This is a genomic window from Micromonospora sp. DT227 (genome assembly GCF_049841835.1).
In the GTDB taxonomy this organism is placed as follows: domain Bacteria; phylum Actinomycetota; class Actinomycetes; order Mycobacteriales; family Micromonosporaceae; genus Micromonospora.
The window spans coordinates 89,358-107,457 of sequence record NZ_JBNCLA010000006.1 but is presented as its reverse complement, the minus strand read 5'-3'; the positions used below and the strand labels follow the sequence as shown (position 1 = coordinate 107,457).

Annotated in this window: 13 protein-coding genes; 4 read left to right on the top strand and 9 right to left on the bottom strand. The window is 74.3% G+C overall.

The features are described 5' to 3' along the window. The first annotated feature begins 111 nt into the window (after positions 1-111). Positions 112-948 (top strand): glycosyltransferase family 8 protein, encoded by an 837-nt coding sequence (locus ACLQ2W_RS21155; protein WP_425787900.1) that lies wholly within the window; start codon positions 112-114, stop codon positions 946-948. A 62-nt stretch (positions 949-1,010) separates the two neighbouring features. Here ACLQ2W_RS21155 and ACLQ2W_RS21150 read toward each other — a convergent pair whose 3' ends face one another. The 4 genes from ACLQ2W_RS21150 to ACLQ2W_RS21135 all read right to left on the bottom strand — a co-directional run bounded on the left by ACLQ2W_RS21150 (position 1,011) and on the right by ACLQ2W_RS21135 (position 3,568). After that, positions 1,011-1,376, bottom strand: coding sequence for a VOC family protein (locus ACLQ2W_RS21150; RefSeq protein WP_281941005.1), 366 nt, complete (start codon positions 1,374-1,376; stop codon positions 1,011-1,013). A gap of 18 nt (positions 1,377-1,394) precedes the next feature. After that, the gene (locus tag ACLQ2W_RS21145; protein ID WP_233219587.1) at positions 1,395-1,709 is read right to left on the bottom strand and encodes a DUF5988 family protein; all 315 of its coding nucleotides are present in this window, start codon (positions 1,707-1,709) and stop codon (positions 1,395-1,397) included. A 189-nt stretch (positions 1,710-1,898) separates the two neighbouring features. Continuing rightward, positions 1,899-2,639 carry an ABC transporter permease gene (locus ACLQ2W_RS21140; protein WP_425787899.1) on the bottom strand — a complete coding sequence of 247 codons (741 nt, stop codon included), beginning with the start codon at positions 2,637-2,639 and terminating at the stop codon, positions 1,899-1,901. Further along, the gene (locus tag ACLQ2W_RS21135; RefSeq protein ID WP_425787898.1) at positions 2,636-3,568 is read right to left on the bottom strand and encodes an ATP-binding cassette domain-containing protein; all 933 of its coding nucleotides are present in this window, start codon (positions 3,566-3,568) and stop codon (positions 2,636-2,638) included. Before ACLQ2W_RS21135 ends, ACLQ2W_RS21140 begins: the two co-directional genes overlap by 4 nt. A gap of 284 nt (positions 3,569-3,852) precedes the next feature. On the opposite strand from ACLQ2W_RS21135, the gene ACLQ2W_RS21130 reads away from it, so the two are divergent. Then, positions 3,853-5,256 carry an acyl-CoA synthetase gene (locus ACLQ2W_RS21130; protein WP_425787897.1) on the top strand — a complete coding sequence of 468 codons (1,404 nt, stop codon included), beginning with the start codon at positions 3,853-3,855 and terminating at the stop codon, positions 5,254-5,256. Here ACLQ2W_RS21130 and ACLQ2W_RS21125 read toward each other — a convergent pair. Next, positions 5,253-5,918 carry a 4'-phosphopantetheinyl transferase family protein gene (locus ACLQ2W_RS21125; RefSeq protein ID WP_425787896.1) on the bottom strand — a complete coding sequence of 222 codons (666 nt, stop codon included), beginning with the start codon at positions 5,916-5,918 and terminating at the stop codon, positions 5,253-5,255. The genes ACLQ2W_RS21130 and ACLQ2W_RS21125 overlap by 4 nt on opposite strands. A gap of 51 nt (positions 5,919-5,969) precedes the next feature. Continuing rightward, positions 5,970-7,361 carry an AMP-binding protein gene (locus ACLQ2W_RS21120; protein ID WP_425787895.1) on the bottom strand — a complete coding sequence of 464 codons (1,392 nt, stop codon included), beginning with the start codon at positions 7,359-7,361 and terminating at the stop codon, positions 5,970-5,972. 1,287 nt (positions 7,362-8,648) lie between these two features. Here ACLQ2W_RS21120 and ACLQ2W_RS21115 point away from each other — a divergent pair. Both ACLQ2W_RS21115 and ACLQ2W_RS21110 read left to right on the top strand, forming a co-directional pair. Next, positions 8,649-11,423 (top strand): AAA family ATPase, encoded by a 2,775-nt coding sequence (locus ACLQ2W_RS21115; RefSeq protein ID WP_425787894.1) that lies wholly within the window; start codon positions 8,649-8,651, stop codon positions 11,421-11,423. Between the two features lie 468 nt (positions 11,424-11,891). Next, positions 11,892-14,699: an AAA family ATPase gene (locus ACLQ2W_RS21110; protein WP_425787893.1), complete on the top strand. Its 2,808-nt coding sequence runs from the start codon at positions 11,892-11,894 to the stop codon at positions 14,697-14,699. A 93-nt stretch (positions 14,700-14,792) separates the two neighbouring features. Here the strand turns inward: ACLQ2W_RS21110 and ACLQ2W_RS21105 are convergent, their stop codons facing one another. The 3 genes from ACLQ2W_RS21105 to ACLQ2W_RS21095 are packed head-to-tail and all read right to left on the bottom strand — an operon-like array spanning position 14,793 to position 18,019. Then, on the bottom strand, positions 14,793-16,148 hold the full coding sequence (locus tag ACLQ2W_RS21105; RefSeq protein WP_425787892.1) for a glycosyltransferase: 1,356 nt from the start codon (positions 16,146-16,148) through the stop codon (positions 14,793-14,795). Positions 16,149-16,160: 12 nt separating this feature from the next. Continuing rightward, positions 16,161-16,997 (bottom strand): ABC transporter permease, encoded by an 837-nt coding sequence (locus tag ACLQ2W_RS21100; RefSeq protein WP_405089296.1) that lies wholly within the window; start codon positions 16,995-16,997, stop codon positions 16,161-16,163. Further along, complete coding sequence (locus ACLQ2W_RS21095; RefSeq protein ID WP_281940984.1) at positions 16,994-18,019, bottom strand: ABC transporter ATP-binding protein; 1,026 nt, start codon at positions 18,017-18,019, stop codon at positions 16,994-16,996. The genes ACLQ2W_RS21100 and ACLQ2W_RS21095 overlap by 4 nt, the downstream gene beginning before the upstream one ends. Positions 18,020-18,100: the final 81 nt, after the last annotated feature.

Here is an 18,100-nt window from a genome sequence, read left to right as displayed (position 1 = left end):
GGGTTGTTTTGCCGAACCCCCTGAGCGAATGCGCATTCCTTGCCGGGCCGACAATTCCACGGCTACTTTTCTCGACGTTGCGCTCACGCACCGCCGCGAAGGAGAGCACCCGTGGACCTCACCCTGACCTTTGACAACGCGTACGCGGCGCACGCCGCGGTCGTCATGTCGACAGTCGCCGAGTCGAACCCGGGCGAGACGCTCCGGTACTGGCTGGTGGCCGCCGACGACGTGCCGGCGAGCGCCCGGAACACGCTCACCCGCATCGCCGGGCCCAACGCCACCGTGGAGTTCCTCCGGGTGGACGCCGCGCAGGTGAACCTGTCGAAGGGCAGCGACCCGCTGATGGCGTACCTGTCACCGGCGATGTACCTGCGGCTGCTGGTCCCCGCGGCGCTGCCGGCGGACGTGCACCGGCTGCTCTACCTGGACTGCGACACGATGTGCCTGAACAGCCTCAAGCCGCTGTTCGAGCTGGACATGGGCGGGGTGCCGCTCGGCGGGGTGCGTGACCCGTTCAACCGCCGGCTGCTGGACATGGGCGGCATCCCCGGCCTGTCGAGTTACGACCACCTCGACCCGCACGCGCTCTACTTCAACTCCGGTGTGCTGCTGATCGACGTGCCGCGCTGGAAGGAGTGCGAGGTGAGCGAGGTGTCGCTGGACTACCTGCGTCGGCACGCGCACGAGTCCCGCTACCCGGACCAGGACGCGCTCAACTTCGCGGTGCACGCCAACTGGCTGCGGCTGCCGTGGCGGTGGAACGACCTGATGGCCTGGCGACGGGAGCCGGAGTTCGGCGGCAAGCTCACCGACTCGTCGATCATCCACACCGCCGGCCCGGTCAAGCCGTGGCAGCCCGGCTTCCCGCAGGGCGCCCGGCGGGACTTCTACTGGCAGCACCGGCGGCGCAGCGGCGGCGGCCTCGGGTCGACGCTGCGGCGCTGATCCTCGCGGACACGACGAACGGCCCCGCCCGTCGGGCGGGGCCGTTCGTCGTCGTCGGGCACCTAGGGGGCGGGCACCGCCCAGCGCAGGCCGGCCGGGTCCCGGAACACCACGCCCACCGGCGGGCCGCCACCTGTGGGTTCGAGCGTCGCGCCGGCTGCCAGCGCCCGCTGCACGAGCTGGTGCGGATCGGCCGGCGCGAGCGGCAGCGGGCCACCCGGACCGCCCGGGTCGCCCGGGCCGTCGGACCACTCGCTGACCGTCAGCCGGTGGCCGTCGACCACCAGTTCGGCGTGCAGGACGCGACCGTCCAGCAGACACTCCCGCTGCACCGGCACCGCCTCGAAGACCGCCGCGTAGAACGCGGTCACCGTGGCGACGTCGGTCACCGTCAGGTGCGCACCGTTGCGCGGATCCCCGACGCCCATCGCGTTACCGCCTCTCGTTCACTCCGCGATACGGGTTCGGCCGGTCCAGCGGAAGACCGCAGGCGTGCCGTCGACGACGCCGGCCGGATCCCGCTCGAAGTGCTCGTAGCCCCCGTAGTGCCGTACCTTGATCTTGGATTCCACCGGGGACACCCGGTGGTTGCGCAGCTCGACCGGCAACGTCGCCGGCCCGCCCTCCAGCACCGCCTCGACGATGCCGGTGGCGTCCGTGCCTATCTGGTGGGCCGTCAGCGGCCAGGCGGTCCGGTCGTCACCGTTGACGAAGGACGTCGCCGTCCGGACGGCCGGGGCGGGATCGGAAGAAGCTGTCATGGCACGACCTCCGTCGTTCGTGTTCCGCCTCGCCGTGCGCGCGCCGCGGGCACCGCGCACGAGCGCGGGGCGGATCGCCGCCGGTTCCGCCGGAGCGGACCGTGCGGCGATCTCCCGTGCGACTCGAACGTAATCCAGATCACACCGCCGACGTACCCTTAGCCGCCCCCTAGCGGGGGCCGGCGGGCCCTACTCCCAGCGGAACAGGCGGGTGGCGAGCAGGCAGCCCAGGATGGCGGTGCCGGCCAGCACGAGCAGCTGCGACACGGACGGGCTCTGCCCGGCCCAGGCGGCGGAGAGGGTGTCCACGGTGGCGCCCAGCGGCGAGTATTCCCCGATGCGGGCCAGCACGGTGGGCATCTGGTCGCGGGGCAGCCAGGCCCCGGCCAGGAACAGCAGCGGGAAGAACAGCGTCGGCCCGATGGACTGCGCCGACCGCGCCGACGGGGCGAGCGCGGCGATGAGCAGGCCGATCGCGAACAGGCAGGCCACCCCGAGCAGGAAGGCCAGCACGAAACCGGGCACGTTGGCCGGCGCGGGCTGGTCCAGCAGGAAACGTACGCCGACCGCGGTGACCACCGCGCCGGCCACGCCCATGGCCAGGTTGACCACCACCTGGGCGATGAGCAGCAACGCCGGGCTGACCGGGGTGGTGGCCAGCCGGCGCAGCACCTTGCGTTCCCGGTAGATGCCCAGCGCCATCGGCAGCGTGAACAGCGCCAGCATCCCGATCGTCAGGGAGAGCGCGATGGACGGCAGGAACGTCTGCTCGCCGTGCTGCCCGGGGGTCGCCGCCTGGGGGGCCCCACGTTGCGGCAGGCCGAACACCAGCATCAGGCCGAGCGGCAGCGCGAAGACGAAGAACAGCGAGACCGGCTCCCGCAGGAACAGCTTGGCCTCGACGGCGACGAGCTTGGACAGGGCGTTCACGATGACCTTCCGTCGAGCGCCGGCGGGGTGGCCGGGTGGCCGGTGAGGGAGACGAACGCGTCGTCCAGCGTGGGCTGCTCGACCCGGAGGCCGGCGTAGCGGATCTTGCGCTCGGTCAGCGCCGACAGCACCGCCTGGAGCACCTCCTCGGGGCCGGTGACGGTGACCTCGTCGCCGTTCCGGCGCACGGAGCTGACCTCGGGCAGCGCGGACAGCAGCGCGTCGTCGAGGTGGTCGAGCGGGCGGAAGTGCACCCGGTGCTCGGCATCCACCCGGGACATCAGCCCGGCCGGCGTGTCGATGGCGACCACCCGCCCGGCGTCGATGAGCGCGAGCCGGTCGCAGAGCCGCTCGGCCTCGGCCATGAAGTGGGTGACCAGCACGACCGTCACGCCGCGGTCGCGGATCCGCTCGACCAGGTCCCAGGTGTCGCGCCGGCCCTTCGGGTCCAGCCCGGTGGTCAGCTCGTCGAGGATGGCGATCTCGGGGCGGCCGACCAGCGCCAGCGCCACCGACAGGCGCTGCTTCTGGCCACCGGAGAGCTTGTGGAACGCGGTGTTGCGCTGCTCGGCCAGCCCGAGGTCGGCCAACAGCTCGTCGATGTCGGCGCGGTTGCGGTAGAAGGACCGGTAGAGGTCGAGCGCCTCCCGTACCCGCAGCTTGTCGGGGAGCTGGCTCTCCTGGAGCTGGGCGCCGACCCGCTGGCGCACCTCGGTGCGGTCCCGGATCGGGTCGAGCCCGAGCACCCGCACCGTGCCGCCGTCGGCGCGACGCAGGCCCTGCACGCACTCCACCGTGGTGGTCTTGCCGGCGCCGTTGCGGCCGAGCACCCCGAAGATCTCGCCCTGCTCCACGCTGAACGAGACGTCGTCGACCGCCACCTTGTCGCCGTACCTCTTGTGCAGGTGCTCGACTTCGATGACCGGCATCTGGCGGGATCCTCCGTCGCGTACGGGTGCCGCCGGCGAGTCGCGGCGTCGGTGAGGGCGGGGGCGACCCGCGCGGCGGGCCGACGCCGCCCATCATCCGGGCAACCGAGACGCGGTTCAACCCATCGGCCGATGAATCGGGGGTGTACGGCCCGCCGCCAGGGGTGTCGGACGGTCACCCGGCGTGTCGACGGACCCGGTGGCGGCAGGGGGTGGCCGGCCCCGGGGCGGCCCGGTTACGGTCGGTGCGCCGCCGCCGGCGGCGAATCGCGAGAGGGGCGCCCGTGCCGCTGCTGAGCTGGCTCGACCGGTCCACCGACGAGCGACCGGACGCGATCCGGGTCGACGACCGGGCACTGTCCTGGGTGGAGTTGCGCCGGGCGGCCGCCGCGGTCGCCGACGACCTGCACGGGGTCCGCCGGGTCGCGGTGCCCGCCACGTCGAGCCTGGAGACCGTGGTCGGCGTGGTCGGCGGGCTGCTGGCCGGCGCGGCGGTGGTGCCGGTGCCGCCGGACGCCGGGCCGGTGGAGCGCGACCACGTGCTGCGCGACTCCGCCGCCGAGGTGCTGCTGACGACGCCCGGGACGCCGGCCGTCGACGGTCCCGCCGGGCCGCCGGCCCTGCCGGTGGACCTGACCCGCCGCTCGGACACCCGGCATCCCGAGCCGGACGCGGCGACCACCGCGCTGATCCTCTACACCAGCGGCACCACGGGCGCGCCGAAGGGCGCGGTGCTGTCCCGCCGCGCGGTCGCCGCCTGCCTGGACGGGCTCGCCGACGCCTGGGCCTGGACGCCGGACGACGTGCTGGCGCACGGCCTGCCGCTGTTCCACGTGCACGGGCTGGTGCTCGGCGTGCTCGGCCCGCTGCGGATCGGCGGCCGGCTGCACCACGTCGGCCGGCCCCGCCCCGACCGGTACGCGGCCGCCGCCGGCTCGCTCTACTTCGGCGTACCCACGATCTGGTCGCGGATCGCGGCGGAGCCGGCGGCGGCGCGGGCGCTGCGTGGCGCCCGGCTGCTCGTGTCCGGCAGCGCCGCGCTCCCCGAGCCGGTCTTCACCGCGCTCACCGAGCTGACCGGCCACCGCCCGGTCGAGCGGTACGGGATGACCGAGACCCTGATCACGGTGAGCGCCCGGGCGGACGGGCCCCGACGGCCGGGCACGGTGGGGGTGCCGCTGCCCGGCGTGCGCACCCGGGTGGTCGACGAGCGGGGCACGCCGCTGCCCGCCGACGGGGAGACCATGGGCGAACTCCAGGTTCGCGGCGACACGCTCTTCGACGGTTACCTCAACCGGCCGGACGCCGACGCGGCGGCCCGGACCGCGGACGGTTGGTTCCGTACCGGTGACGTGGCGACGGTCGGCCCGGACGGCGCCCACCGGATCGTCGGCCGGGCCGCCACCGACCTGATCAAGAGCGGTGGGTACCGGATCGGCGCGGGTGAGGTGGAGGACGCGTTGCTGGCGCATCCCGGGGTCCGGGAGGCGGCGGTGGTCGGCACCCCGCACCCGGATCTGGGCCAGCAGGTCACCGCGTACGTGGTCGGGGACGGGCTGGGCGAGGCCGAGCTGATCGACTTCGTGGCCCGGCAACTCTCCGCGCACAAGCGGCCCCGGCAGGTGCGGCTGGTCGACGCGCTGCCCCGCAACGCCATGGGCAAGGTGCAGAAGAGCCGGCTGACCTAGCGTCGCGGTGCCGCCGGGACGGTGACGGCGGTGAGCACCAGGCCCCGCTCCACCAGGAACCGGCCGTCGAACGCGGTCAGCTCCACGCCGCCGAGTCGCGGGCCGGGCACCAGCAGCCGGGCGGTGAACGTGCCGGCCGGGTCGACCGTGATGTCCGCCTCGGCGAAGTCCAGCCAGCGGCCGGTCAGCGGGAACCAGGCCTTGTAGACCGACTCCTTCGCGCTGAACAGCAGCCGGTCCCAGCAGGTCCCGGGGTGGGCGGCGGTGAGCGCGGCGGTCCGGGTGCGTTCGGCGGGCAGCGCGATCGCGTCCAGCACCCCGTCGGGCAGCGGCGCGTGCGGTTCGGCGTCCACGCCGACGCTGTCGACCGTCGCGGCGCGGGCGAGGGCGGCGCCGCGGTAGCCGTCGCAGTGGGTCATGCTGCCGACGACGCCGGCCGGCCAGCCGGGCGCGCCCCGGCCGCCGGGCAGGATCGCCGCCGGCGGCAGGCCCAGCCGGGCCAGCGCCCGGCGGGCGCAGTGCCGGACGGTGGTGAACTCCTGACGGCGCTTCGCCACCGAGTTCGCGACGACGTGCTCCTCGGCCGGGTGCAGGCGCAGCCCGACCGGGTCGGTGAAGCACTCCTCCACCACCACGGCCGGCGGCAGGATCCGCTCGATCACGCCCCGGATGGTAGGGCGTGTCCGCCGGTCCGTCCGACCCGCGGCCGGTGGTCAGGGGTCGCGTACGGGGTGCTGTCCGCTCCGCCGGATCAGCAGCGACTTGCGGACCCGGCCCTGCGCGCCGCGGGGCAGCTCGTCGACGAAGTGCACCCGGCGGGGCCGGGCCGCGGCCGAGAGCAGCCGGCCGACGTGGTCGATGAGCGTCTGGGCGGTGAGCCCGGCCGCCGCGACGACGTACGCGACGACCTGCTCGCCGAGCGTGCGGTGCGGCGCGCCGACCACCGCCACGTCGTGCACGCCGGGGTGGGTGAGCAGCACCTCCTCGACCTGCCGGGTCGGCACCGGCCGGCCGCCGCAGCGCACCACGCCGATGCCCTCCGGGCCGAGGATGCGGTGCCGTCCGGCCGGGTCCACGGTGGCCAGGTCGCCGGTGGGGTGCCAGCCGTCGACCGGTGGCGCCGACCCGGGCCGGTCGGCGTACCCGCTGAACATCGTCGGGCTCCGGACGCTCAGCTCACCGACCGCGTCACCGTCGGCGGCCACCGGCCGGCCGGCGTGGTCCAGCACCCGGGTCTGCACGCCGGGCAGCGTGGTGACCGGGGCGCCGGCCGGCCCGGTGAGCACGATCAGCGTCTCCGTGGTGCCGTACCCCTCCACCGGATGATGGGAGGTCAGCAGCCGCAGCCGCTCGCCCACGGCGGGCGCCAGCGGGGCGTCGCCGGAGATCAGCATGCGCGCCCGGGACAGCGTCCGGGCCCGGGGCGCGTCCCGGGCGATGCGCGCCCACTGCCCGGGCAGCGCCAGGTAGATGGTGCCGGCCGGGCCGGCGGTGGCGTGCCGGTCGAGGTGGACGAAACGGCTGCCCACCCGGAGCGCGCCGAGCAGCCCGACCACCAGCCCGTACGCCCGGAACAGCGGCGCGCCCTGGACGAGCACGTCCTCGGCGCTCCACCGCCAGGCGGCGGCGAGCAGGTCCAGGTCGGCCGCGATGGCCCGGTGCGAGATGCGGACGCCGCGGGAGAGCCCGCCGACGCCGCCGGTGTAGAGGATCACCGCGTCGCTGGCCGGCAGCGGGTCCGGGTGCGTGGCCCAGGACCGGTCCCGCAGGTCCACCGGGACGATCGGCAGGGTGGTGTCGGCGGTGGTGGTGGGGCCGAGCAACACGTCGGCGCGGGACTCGCGCAGGATGCGGTGCCGCTCGTCCGCCTCGACGCCGGGCGGCAACGGCACCACCGGCACGCCGGCCTGGACGGCGCCGACGATCCCGACCATGGTCTCCAGGCTCGGGCCAGCCTCGACCGCGACCGCCCGGGCGCCCAGGATCCGGCCGGTGACCGCGTTCGCGCAGCCCAGCAGCGCCTCGGCGGAGAGCGTCCGGCCGGCGACCCGGAGCGCGTCGCAACGGTCCGCCCCGGACCCGAGCAGCCCGGGCAGGAGCGTCATCGAACCGGGGCCCGGTATCTCGGCGGTGGTTGGCAGATCACGCGCGAACCCTTCACGTCCCGGGCGCGCGGCCCGTGGCCGATCCCCCCGTCGTGCGGCGGATTGTCATCCGCCGACCATGGCGGACAGTCCGAAATTAGGCGGCGGACGGGCGGCGGACAACCCCTACCCCGCATGGGCGACGACGCGTCCGGTCGCGGTGTCACCGGCCCGGAGCGGCAGGTGGGGGGTGGGCGGAGCGCCCCGGATGAAAGTCATTCGCGTTGATCTGTCGACGGTGTGCGGCGTCCGCGGGTGTGAACGGAATCGGGCCGTCGAATCGCACCCGGCACTCCACCGCGCCATCCACCAGGACCGGGAAATAACGATTCCTATTTCATTCCGGGGCAGTTACCGACGGGGCCGCTTTCTTTACCACCGTCGTTCCGTGGACCGATGCGCCGCGAATTTCTTGTTTAACAACAAGTTGCGGCAAAGGGCTTCCAGACGGACTGAAACGGGCAAGTTGGGCGAGGGTCGAAAGTGCGACGACGGTTGCCGGAATCGGCAACCACCGGGGCGAGAAACGGTCAAAGCGCCGGCAACCCGGGCCGGACGCACCGGCCGGAGCGACCGGCGACGACGCCGGCCCGCGGCATGCGGGCCGGCCGGCCGGCATCGAGCCGCCGCCCGTCGCGCCCCGGCGGGCGCGCTCGCCCGTCCGGCAACAGGTGAACAGCGAGAACGCTCTCACGCCGCGTGGCGGGAGCCCGTGCGCGACCCGGGCCGCCGTGCCGACGGCCGGAGCCGGTCGACCGGCCGCCGCGGCCACCCCCCGAGGTCGGCTGTCCGTTCTCCACGCGCATTAGCGGCAAGGGTGGAAAACGTTACCAACCGCCCTGTCGGACCTCCTGCGTCACGTTCCGGAAGAACCGGATGACTTTCCGCTGTCGGACCGCCCGGGTCGCCCTCGTCGACCCTCGACGCGGCGATGCCATGTTTGCTCATCCTTTACATCCTTCGACTTGCCGCCCAATTGCCGGGCTGACATACTCCACTCCATGAATCGGGATCGATAGAGGCGGACCGCGTCGATCCGCCCAAATTGCGGGACCGCAGGTGACGGCGGATTTTCGACGCGCTAGACCAGGCGCGACGTTCGATGAAACGCCCACGTCGTACCATCGTTGTCGGTATTCGCCAATTGGAATGGGTCAAGGATTTGTGGGTCTCTGACTGCAACGGGTGTCACCGGAGACCACGGCGCACGGCCCGCCCGGGGGCCGCGGCCGGGCGGAGGCCCGCCCGATGACGATTGCCGAACGGGACCGGCATCTCGACGTCCTGACCGGTCGGCTCGCCGGCCTGCGCCACCCCGGCGGACCCGCCCTCACCCCCGGCCCGATCACGCTGATCACCGGGCCGGTCGGCGCCGGCAAGACCACGCTCCTGCAGGGCTTCGCCCGACGGTGCGCCGAGGCCGGGGTCACGTTCCTCAGCGCCAGCGCGTCGCGCAGCGAACGCACCGTGCCGCTGGAGGTGGTGCGGCAACTCGTCCGACGGGCCACCGTGGACGACGCCGACCGCGACCGCGTCGGCCGGCTGCTGGACCAGGCCGTGCTGCGCTGGGGCGAGACCGCCGACGAGGAGGCGCTCGCCCCGCTCACCGCCGCGATCGGCGGCGAACTGCTGGAACTCGTCGCGCGGGCGCCCGCCGTGGTCGCGGTCGACGACGTCCAGCACGCCGACGCGCCCTCGCTGCGGTGCCTCGACCACCTGACCCGTCGGGTCACCGGCCTGCCGGTGCTGATCGTGCTGACCGAGGCGCCGCGCACCCGGCCCTGGCAGCCCACCGCCTACGCCGAACTGCTCCAGCCGGCCCGGCTGCACCGGGTCCGACTGCCGCTGCTCACCGCGGACGGGACACACCGGATCCTGGCCGACCGGCTGGGCGCGCCGGTGGCCCGGCGGATCGCCGACGAGGCGTACCGGATCAGCGGCGGCAACCCGCTGCTGGTGCACGCGCTGGCCGACGACCACCAGGCCGGCGCCGAGACGCCGACACCCGGCGAGGCGTTCCGGGAGGCGGTGCTGAGCTGCCTCTACCGCTGCGAGCACCTGGTGCTCAAGACCGCCCGCGCGCTGGCGGTGACCGAGGAGCCGTTGCACGGCCCGTTCCTGCCCCACCTGGTCGACCTCCCCTCCGAGCTGAACCTGCACGCCGTCGACGCGACCACCAGCGCCGGTCTCGTCGACGCCGACGGCCTCCGACACCCGGCGGTACGCCGGGCGGTGCTCGACGGCATGACCGGGGAGGAACGCGCCCGGTTGCACCGCGCCGCCGCCCAACTGCTGCACGACGACGGCGCCCCGCCACCGCGGATCGCTCCGCACCTGCTCACCGCCGACGAGCTGGCCGAGCCGTGGATGGCGCAGACCCTGCTCGACGCCGGCGAACAGGCGCTGGCCGACGGCGACGTGGACACCGGCCGGCGCTACCTGCGCCGCGCCAACCGGGACTGCGCCGACGAGTGCCTGCGGGCCCGGATCCGCTCCGCCCTGGCCCGCGCCGAGTGGCGGCTGGACCCGCAGGGCGCGGTCCCCCACCTGCTCGGCATCGCCACCGCCGTACGCGCCGGCCACCTGGACACCCGACAGGCCGCCGGTCCGATCCAGTACCTGCTCTGGCACGGCCAGATCGGCCGGGCCATGGAACTCATCCACCACCTCGGTGAACGCGCCGACGGTGTGGACGCGCGCTCGGCCGCCGACCTGATGATCATCAAGGGCTGGATGGCCACGCTCTATCCCGGGGTCCCGCTCGACGGCGTCGCCGCACCGGCCGGCACCACCCGGGACCCGCTCGCCCTCGCCCGGGTCCGACACCGGCTGCGCGGTGTTCTCCTGCTCGACACCGTGCTGGGTCGGGGCGACCTCGGCGCGCTGGAGAACGCCGAACGCACGCTCGGGACGCTCGGCCTGGACGACGAGCCGAACATGTGGAGCGCCGTCTGCGCGGTGATCGCCATGATCTACGCCGACCGGCTCGACCTGGCCGGCGAGTGGTGCGACCGGCTGGACCGGATCGCCTCCGCCCGCCGGCACCGGACGCCGCGTGCCCTGCTCACCGCCGTCGCCGCCACCGTGGCCGGCCGACGCGGCGACCTGCGCCGGGCGCGTGAGCTCGCCGAGTCGGCGCTCAACCGGCTGTCCCCGAAGGGGTGGGGCGTCGTCATCGGCGCGCCGCTGGCCATCCGGCTGTGGACGCTGACCTGCCTCGAGGAGTGGGACGAGGCGGCGGCCTGCCTGCGTACGCCGGTGCCGCCGACACTGTTCGAGACCCCGTTCGGCCTGCACTACCTGCACGCCCGGGGTGTGCACGCCCTCGCCGCGGGCAGCCCCGAGGCGGCCCTGGCCGACTTCCAGTTGTGCGGGCAGCTGATGACCTCGTGGCGGCTCGACCAGGCGCCGCTGGTCCCCTGGCGGACCGAATCGGCGCGGGCGCTGTTGCGGATGGGCCGCCGGCAGCAGGCCGAGAAGGTGGTCCGGGAAGAGCTGGACCGGCTCCGCCCGACCGACCTGCGCTACCGGGGCGCCGCGTTGCGGGTGCTCGGCACCGTCGAGGAGGGCGCGGAGCGGATCCGGCACCTGCGGTGCGCGGTACGACTGCTGCGCCAGTGCGGGGACCGGGTCGAACTGGCGCGCGCCCTCGGCGACCTCGGCCAGGCCCAGCAGCAGGCCGGCGACCTGCGTGAGGCGCGCACCACGGCCCGCGCCGCGCGGGTCCTCGCCGAGGAGTGCGGGATCCCGGTGCTGCGGCCGACCGCGGCCGGCCGGGCCACCTCGGCCGGCCGGACCACCGCGCCCGATCCGGCTTCCGACGCCGGGATCCTGCTCACCGGCCTCAGCGACGCGGAGTCCCGGGTCGCCGCGCTGGCCGCGCAGGGGCACACCAACCGGGAGATCGCCGAGCGGATGTTCCTCACCGTCAGCGCCATCGAGCAGCGGCTGACCCGGATCTACCGCAAGCTGGACGTCAACTCCCGCAGCGAACTGGCCGCCCGGCTGCGGCTCGACCGCTGAGCCCGACCGGCCACCCCGTACCACCGACCGGCCGATCGCGGCCGACCACTCGGTCTGTGGTGTCCTGCCGACGTATGATCCGAGCTGCGCGATCGGCCGTCACCCGATGTCCATCGTGGCGAAACCCCACCGTCATCCGGTCGGGCGACGCCCCCCTTCCGGACGGCCACGCAACCCCTAACGCCCCATCGACACCGCAGGTTTACCGCCGAAACGGTGGGGTCCCGGGACCGTTGTCGCACGCCAGGGCCGATGCCAGACTCGCCTGGAGCCGGAACGGTCGTCCGACGACGCGCTCCGGTGGGGAGGATTCCAGGGTCCACCCGGCCGGCGACCCGGTGCGCTTCACCCCTGTTTCGCGTCTGCGACAGGTGTGGTGAAGGGGTCGTCGACGACACCGGGCGGAGCGGCCTGCCGGCGGCGGTGACCCCGTCGCGGCGCCGCCGACGAGAAGGGCTGACGACACACGTGCTGGTACAGCGAGAAGAACAGCTCACCCTGCTGCGCGAGACCTTCCAGAACTGCGAACGGCAGCGGAGGGGACACGTCTCGCTCGTCACCGGCGCGGTGGGCAGCGGCAAGACGAGCGTGCTGGAATCGTTCGGCGACTGGGCGGCCACCGCCGGTGGCCGGGTGCTCAGCGCGACCGCGTCGCGCGCCGAGCGCGGACTGCACCTGGGGGTGCTGGGGCAACTCCTCCAGGGGGCGCGGCTCGACCCCGAGACCGGGGTACGGGTGGAGCGCCTGCTGCGCAACTCCCCGGCCGCCCCGCCGGAGCCCGGACACGGCGGCGACGACGCCGCCGACCAGGTGTGGGCGCCGGTGCTGCACGGCCTGTTCAGCACGCTGCTCGAACTGGCCGAGTCGGCGCCGCTCGTGCTGACCGTCGACGACGTGCACCACGCCGACCCGGCGTCGCTGCACTGCCTCCTCTACGTCGCCCGCCGGCTGCGGCACACCCCTATCATGGTGGTGCTCGCGGAGGCCCGCACGTTGCGCCCGTCGCACCCGCACTTCCGGGCCGAACTGTTCAGCCAGCCCCACTTCACCCGGATCACCCTGCCGCCGCTGACCGTGGAGGCGATCGCCCGGCTGGTCGACGACGACGTCGAGCCGGCGGCCCGCGAGGCCGCCGAGCGCTGCCTGCGGATGACCGGCGGCAACCCGCTGCTCACCCGGGCGCTCATCGAGGAACACCCCCGCCCGGCGACGGACGAGGAACCGACCGTGGACGCCGCCCTCGGCGACGCGTTCGACCAGGCGGTGCTCGGCTGCCTGTACCGGCACGAGCCGGGCGTACGCCGGGTGGCACAGGCGATGGCGGTGCTGGACCGGCCGGGCGGCCCGGTGGACCTGCTCGGCCACCTGCTCGACGTGGTGCCGGAGTCGGTCACCCCGATGGTCAGCGTGCTGCGCACCACCGGCCTGCTGGACCAGGATCGGCTGCGGCACCCCAGGATCCGACGGTCCATCCTGGCCGACATGTCCGTCGACGAACGACGCGACCTGCACCAGCGGGCCGCCGAGGTGCTGCACGAACACGGCGTCGAGCCGGGCGGCGTGGCCGAGCACCTGGTCGCCGCCGGATGGGCGGAGGCCGGGTGGACCGTGCCCGTGCTGCACGACGCCGCCGCCCAGGCGCTCGCCGCCGGCCGGCCCGACGTGGCCGCCGGCTGCCTGCGCCTGGTCGGACGCGCCGAGGTGGACGACGAACAGCGGGTCGCCATCACCGCCATGCAGGTCAGCGCGCGCTGGCAGATCAACCCGCTGGCCGTCAACGGGCAACTCGACCAACTGGTCGACGCCGCCCGGGCGGGTGGCTGGCCGGCCGACGCCGCCCTGTCCGCCGCGCCGTACCTGCTGTGGCAGGGGCGGGTCGAGGAGGCCGACGAGGCGATCGCCGGCTGCGCCGGGGACGACGAGCAGGCCCACGCGACGGGCCGTCGCCGGACGATGCACCTGCTGCTGGGGCTCTCCCACCCGGAGCACCTGGCCGCCGTACGGGAAGCGGCCGGTGCGCCGCGGACCGCGCTGCTGGCCGGCGGCTCCTCACCGGCGCAGGCGCTGGGCCTCGTCGGCGCGGCGCTGACACCCACCGGCGACCACGACGCGGTGGCCGGCGCCGAACAACTGCTGCACCGCCACCACGGCGACGACGGCATGCTCCCCATGTTGGCCGCGCCGCTGCTGGCGCTGCTCTGGGCCGGGCGCGCCGACCGGGTGGCCGCCTGGACGGCGGCGCTGCTGGAGCGGCCGGCCGTGCGGCACGCCCCGCTCTGGCGGGCGGTGCTGCGGGCGCTGCGCGCCGAGGCGGCGCTGCGGCTGGGCGACCTGACCGTGGCCGACCAGCAGGCCCGGGCCGCGCTCGACGACCTGCCGGTGGCCGCCTGGGGCGTCGCCGCGGCCGGCCCGCTGGCCACGCTGATCGCCTGCGCCACCGAGTCCGGGCGGCACGCCGAGGCGGATCGCTGGCTGGCGCAGAGCGTGCCGGCCGGCGCCTTCCGCACACCGCTCGGGCTGCACTACCTGGCCGCCCGGGCCCGCCACCACCTGGCGCTCGGCCGGGCCCACGCGGCCACCACCGACCTGCGCCGGAGCGGCGAGCTCATGCGCGCCTGGGGCGTGGACGTGGCCGGGCTGGTGCCTTGGCGGCTGGAGCTGGCCCGGGTGCAGCTCGCGGTGGGCAACAAGGCGCACGCCACCCAGTTGCTCCAGGAACAGTTGCGGGTGCCGCACGGGGTGGACGACCGCACCCGGGGGCGGGCGCTGCGGCTGCTCGCCGGCACCACCGCGCCGGACCACCGCCGCAAGCTGCTCTCCGAGGCGGTGAACCTGTTGCAGGGCTGCGGCGACCGGCTGGAGCTGGTCCGGGCGCTCGGGGACACCGGGCAAACGCTGCAACGGGCCGGCGACTCGGCGCAGGCGCGGCTGCTGGTCCGCCGGGCGTACCAGTTGGCGCAGGACTGCGGCGCCTCGGTGCTGGCGCAGCGGCTGGTCCGGCGCGAGCCGGGCAGCGTTCCGGCGGGCCCGCCGGCCGAGGCGCCGGAGCCGGAGGACGGGCTCAGCGAGGCCGAACGCCGGGTGGCGGCGCTCGCCGCGCAGGGCCACACCAACCGGCAGATCTCCAGCAAGCTGTTCATCACGGTGAGCACCGTGGAGCAGCACCTGACCCGGGTCTACCGCAAGCTCGACGTCAAGCGCCGCTCGGACCTGCCGGCCCGGCTGGTGGCCTTCGCCGAGCCGTTGGGCGAGGAGATCCAGCCCGCCGCGTCCTGACCCGACCGTCGGTGTAAGGCGGGGCCCCTTGTTAACACCTGGTGTTAACAAGGGGCCCCGCCTCTACCGAATGCGTTAAGAAGGGGCCCTTCCTTATCCGCTCAGGACGAGGTCGGCGGCGGCGGTCACCCCGCCGGCGCGGCGCAGGCAGTCACGCCAGCGGGCGGCGCGGTCGCGGAAGGACGGCTCGGCCAGCAGCCGGCGCAGCTTCCCGACGACGTCGTCGACGTCGAGCGGGTCCTCGTGCTCGACCGCCAGCGCCACGCCGGCGTCGACCACCCGCACCGCCCCGTCGTAGCAGTCGAACCAGAACGGCATCACCAGCTGCGGCACCCCGAACCAGGCCGCCTCGTGGATCGCGTTCGCCGCGGCGTGGTTGAAGAACACCCGCACGTGCGGGTGCGCCAGCACCTCCACCTGCGACGGCAGCCACGACTCGACGCGCAGGTTGGGTGGCAGTTCGTCGGCCGGCGGCAGCAACGCGTGCCGGGCGGCGGGCAGCTTCCACAGCACCCGGTGCTCCGGCCCGAGCCGGGCGGCCACCTCGACCAGCGCGGCCACCTGTGCGGCGGTCGGGCGCATGATGGTGCCGAAGCCGACGTAGACCACCGACTCGTGGGCGTCGAGCCAGGCCCGCAGCTCGGCGCCGTCCGGGCTCGGCACGATCTCCCGGGGCACCATCGAGCCCACCATGCGCAGGTTCGCCGGCGCGGTGTCGAACGGGTACTCCAGCCCGAACACCGTGTAGGCGAGCAGCGCCTCCGCCGCCTCGGCGTACTGGGAGGGGCGCAGCTCGACGTTGCTGATGCCGGCGTCCGCGCGCCGTGCCGCGGCGGCGGTGCTGCGGGCGAGCCGCTCCGGCTCGGTGAGCGTGGCCACCAGCGCGGCCCGGTAGCGGTCGTTCGCCGCCCGCTGGCTGGGGTTCATCGCCAGTGGCAGCCCGGACAGCGACATCGGGTACGCCGGCGGCAGACTGTCCTGGAGGAAGTTCGACGGCGGCACCGTGACGCTGATGACGAACGGCACCCCGCGGGTGATGGCCGCGTCCAGGCCGAACGAGGCGAACGAGTCCACCACCGCCCGCGCCGGCCGCACCTCGTCGATGACCGCCAGGCAGCGCTCGTACAGCTCGTGCAGGTGGTCGAAGTCGGTGGACGCGTCGACGTAGCTGGCGAAGTTCACCACCCGGGAGCCGGTGGACATCCGGCGGTGCGTCTCGTCGTCCCAGTGCTCCGGGCGGACCTCCACCCGGGGCGGGCCGAGCGAGACGAACCGCACGTCGCCGTCGCCGGGCAGCGCCTCGATCTCGGCCCGCCGCTCGTCGGTGCAGGCGAACCGGACCGGTCGGGCAGCCCGGCGCTTCAGCTCACCGGCCAGCGTGAGCAGCGGGTTGAACAGCCCCGCGCTGCCGGAGCTGACCAGCAGCAGCGGGGCGTCGTCGGGGTTCATCGCGGCCGGCCCCTAGTCCATCGCCCGGCGCATGAAGCCGCGGATGCCGACGGCGGTGAAGACCACGAACACCCCGGCGAGCACGACCAGGTCCAGCCAGAGCGGCACCGACTCGACGCCGGGCGGCGCGACGAGCGACCGGGTGGCCTCGCTGACGTAGGTGAGCGGGTTGAGCGCGCAGACCACCTGGAACCAGGGCAGCGAGTCCAGCGCGCGCAGCGGGAACTGGGTGGCGCCGGTGAACATCAGCGGCGTCAGCGTGACCGTGAACATGATCTGGATGCGGTGCGGCGGGACCAGGGTGCCGAACGTCAGGCCCAGGGCGGCGCCGACCAGCGCGCCGGCGGCCAGCACGCCGATCACCGGCAGCAGCGTGGACAGCGGCCAGGTGACGCCGAGGATCAGCATGCCGACCGGGATGAGCACCAGCCCGGCGACCAGGCCCCGGATCGCGCCGAAGACGATCTTCTCGAACGCGACGAGCGGGATCGCCATCGGCGACAGCAGCCGGTCCTCGATCTCCCGGGTGAAGGAGAAGTCCATCACCATCGGCAGCGCGGTGTTCTCCAGCCCGATCAGGAACGCGTTGAGCGCGATGACGCCGGGCAGCAGCACGTTGGCGAAGTCGTCGCTGGCGTAGCCGAGATCCTTGAGCACCTTGCCGAAGATCAACAGCATGAACAGCGGCTGGAGGAAGACCTGGGCCAGGAATCCGCCCAGCTCCCGGCTGGTGACGAAGACGTCGCGCCAGAGCACCGCCCGGAACGTGGTGAGCTGGTCGCGCAGGCGTACCGGCGGGGGTGCGGTGACGGCCGGCGGCGCCGGCGCGGCGGGGGCGGTGACGGTCACCGAAGGTCCCTTCCGGTCAGGTGGATGAAGACGTCCTCCAGGCTGGGCTGGCCGACGCTGAGGTCACGGACCTCGCAGCCGAGGTCGGTGAGGACCTTCAACGCCATCGGCACGGCGTTGGCCGGCGCACCGGCGGTGTAGACCCGGAACGACAGCGGCGCGTCCGGGTCCTCCGGCGTCGGCATCGGGGGCATGCCGGGGAACATCGGCAGCTCCGCCGCGCCGCCCGCGCGCAGCCGCTCGACGCGTTCCACGTCCGGCACGTCGGTCAGCGCGGTCTGCACCGCCTCGGCCGGGGCGCCGGGCGCGACCACGAGCGTCAGCGTGCTGCTGCCGGGCAGCGTCCGGGTCAGCGCGGTCGGCGTGTCCAGGGTGAGCAGCTTGCCGTGGTCGACGATGCCGACCCGGTCGCAGAGCTTCTCCGCCTCCTCCATGTCGTGCGTGGTCACCACGACGGTGACCCCGGACCGCTTCAGGTCGGCGATCCGCTCGTGCACGAACAGCCGGGACTGCGGGTCGAGACCGGCGGACGGCTCGTCGAGGAAGAGCACCCGGGGGGCGTGCATCAACGCCCGGGCGATCATGGTGCGTTGGGCCAGGCCGCCGGAGAGGAAGTCGGTGCGGGCCTTCGCGAAGTCCTTCAGGCCCATCTGTTCCAGCAGCTCGTCGGCCCGCTTCACCCGGCGGGCCCGGGACACCCGGTGGTACGCGGAGTGGAACAACAGGTTCTGCCGGACGGTGAGCGACCGGTCCAGGTTGACCCGCTGCGGCACCACCGCGAGCAGTTGCCGGGCCACGGCCGGCGCGCGGGACACGTCCGCGCCGCAGACCAGGGCACGACCGGAGGTGGCCCGCACCCGGGTCGTCAGCACCCCGATCGTCGTGGTCTTTCCCGCGCCGTTCGGCCCGAGCAGACCGAAGACCTCGCCCGCGGCGACCGAGAAACTCAGTCCGTCCACCGCCGGCGGCATGTCGGGCCGGTACTTCTTGACCAGCCCGTCGACCACCACTGCCTCGTCCACGTCGTCATGCTCCCGTCCTGGTTCCTGGTAAGACAGTTGTCCGCCACCGCGATAGGGGGCGTTAGGGGCAGCCAAGGGGCG

Excerpts from the sequence above, each read along its gene's own strand:
- ACLQ2W_RS21150 (WP_281941005.1), bottom strand. The coding sequence starts at position 1,376 with ATGGGCGTCGGGGATCCGCGCAACGGTGCGCACCTGACGGTGACCGAC.
- ACLQ2W_RS21145 (WP_233219587.1), bottom strand. The coding sequence starts at position 1,709 with ATGACAGCTTCTTCCGATCCCGCCCCGGCCGTCCGGACGGCGACGTCC.
- ACLQ2W_RS21135 (WP_425787898.1), bottom strand. The coding sequence starts at position 3,568 with ATGCCGGTCATCGAAGTCGAGCACCTGCACAAGAGGTACGGCGACAAG.
- ACLQ2W_RS21120 (WP_425787895.1), bottom strand. The coding sequence starts at position 7,361 with ATGACGCTCCTGCCCGGGCTGCTCGGGTCCGGGGCGGACCGTTGCGAC.
- ACLQ2W_RS21115 (WP_425787894.1), top strand. The coding sequence starts at position 8,649 with ATGACGATTGCCGAACGGGACCGGCATCTCGACGTCCTGACCGGTCGG.
- ACLQ2W_RS21105 (WP_425787892.1), bottom strand. The coding sequence starts at position 16,148 with ATGAACCCCGACGACGCCCCGCTGCTGCTGGTCAGCTCCGGCAGCGCG.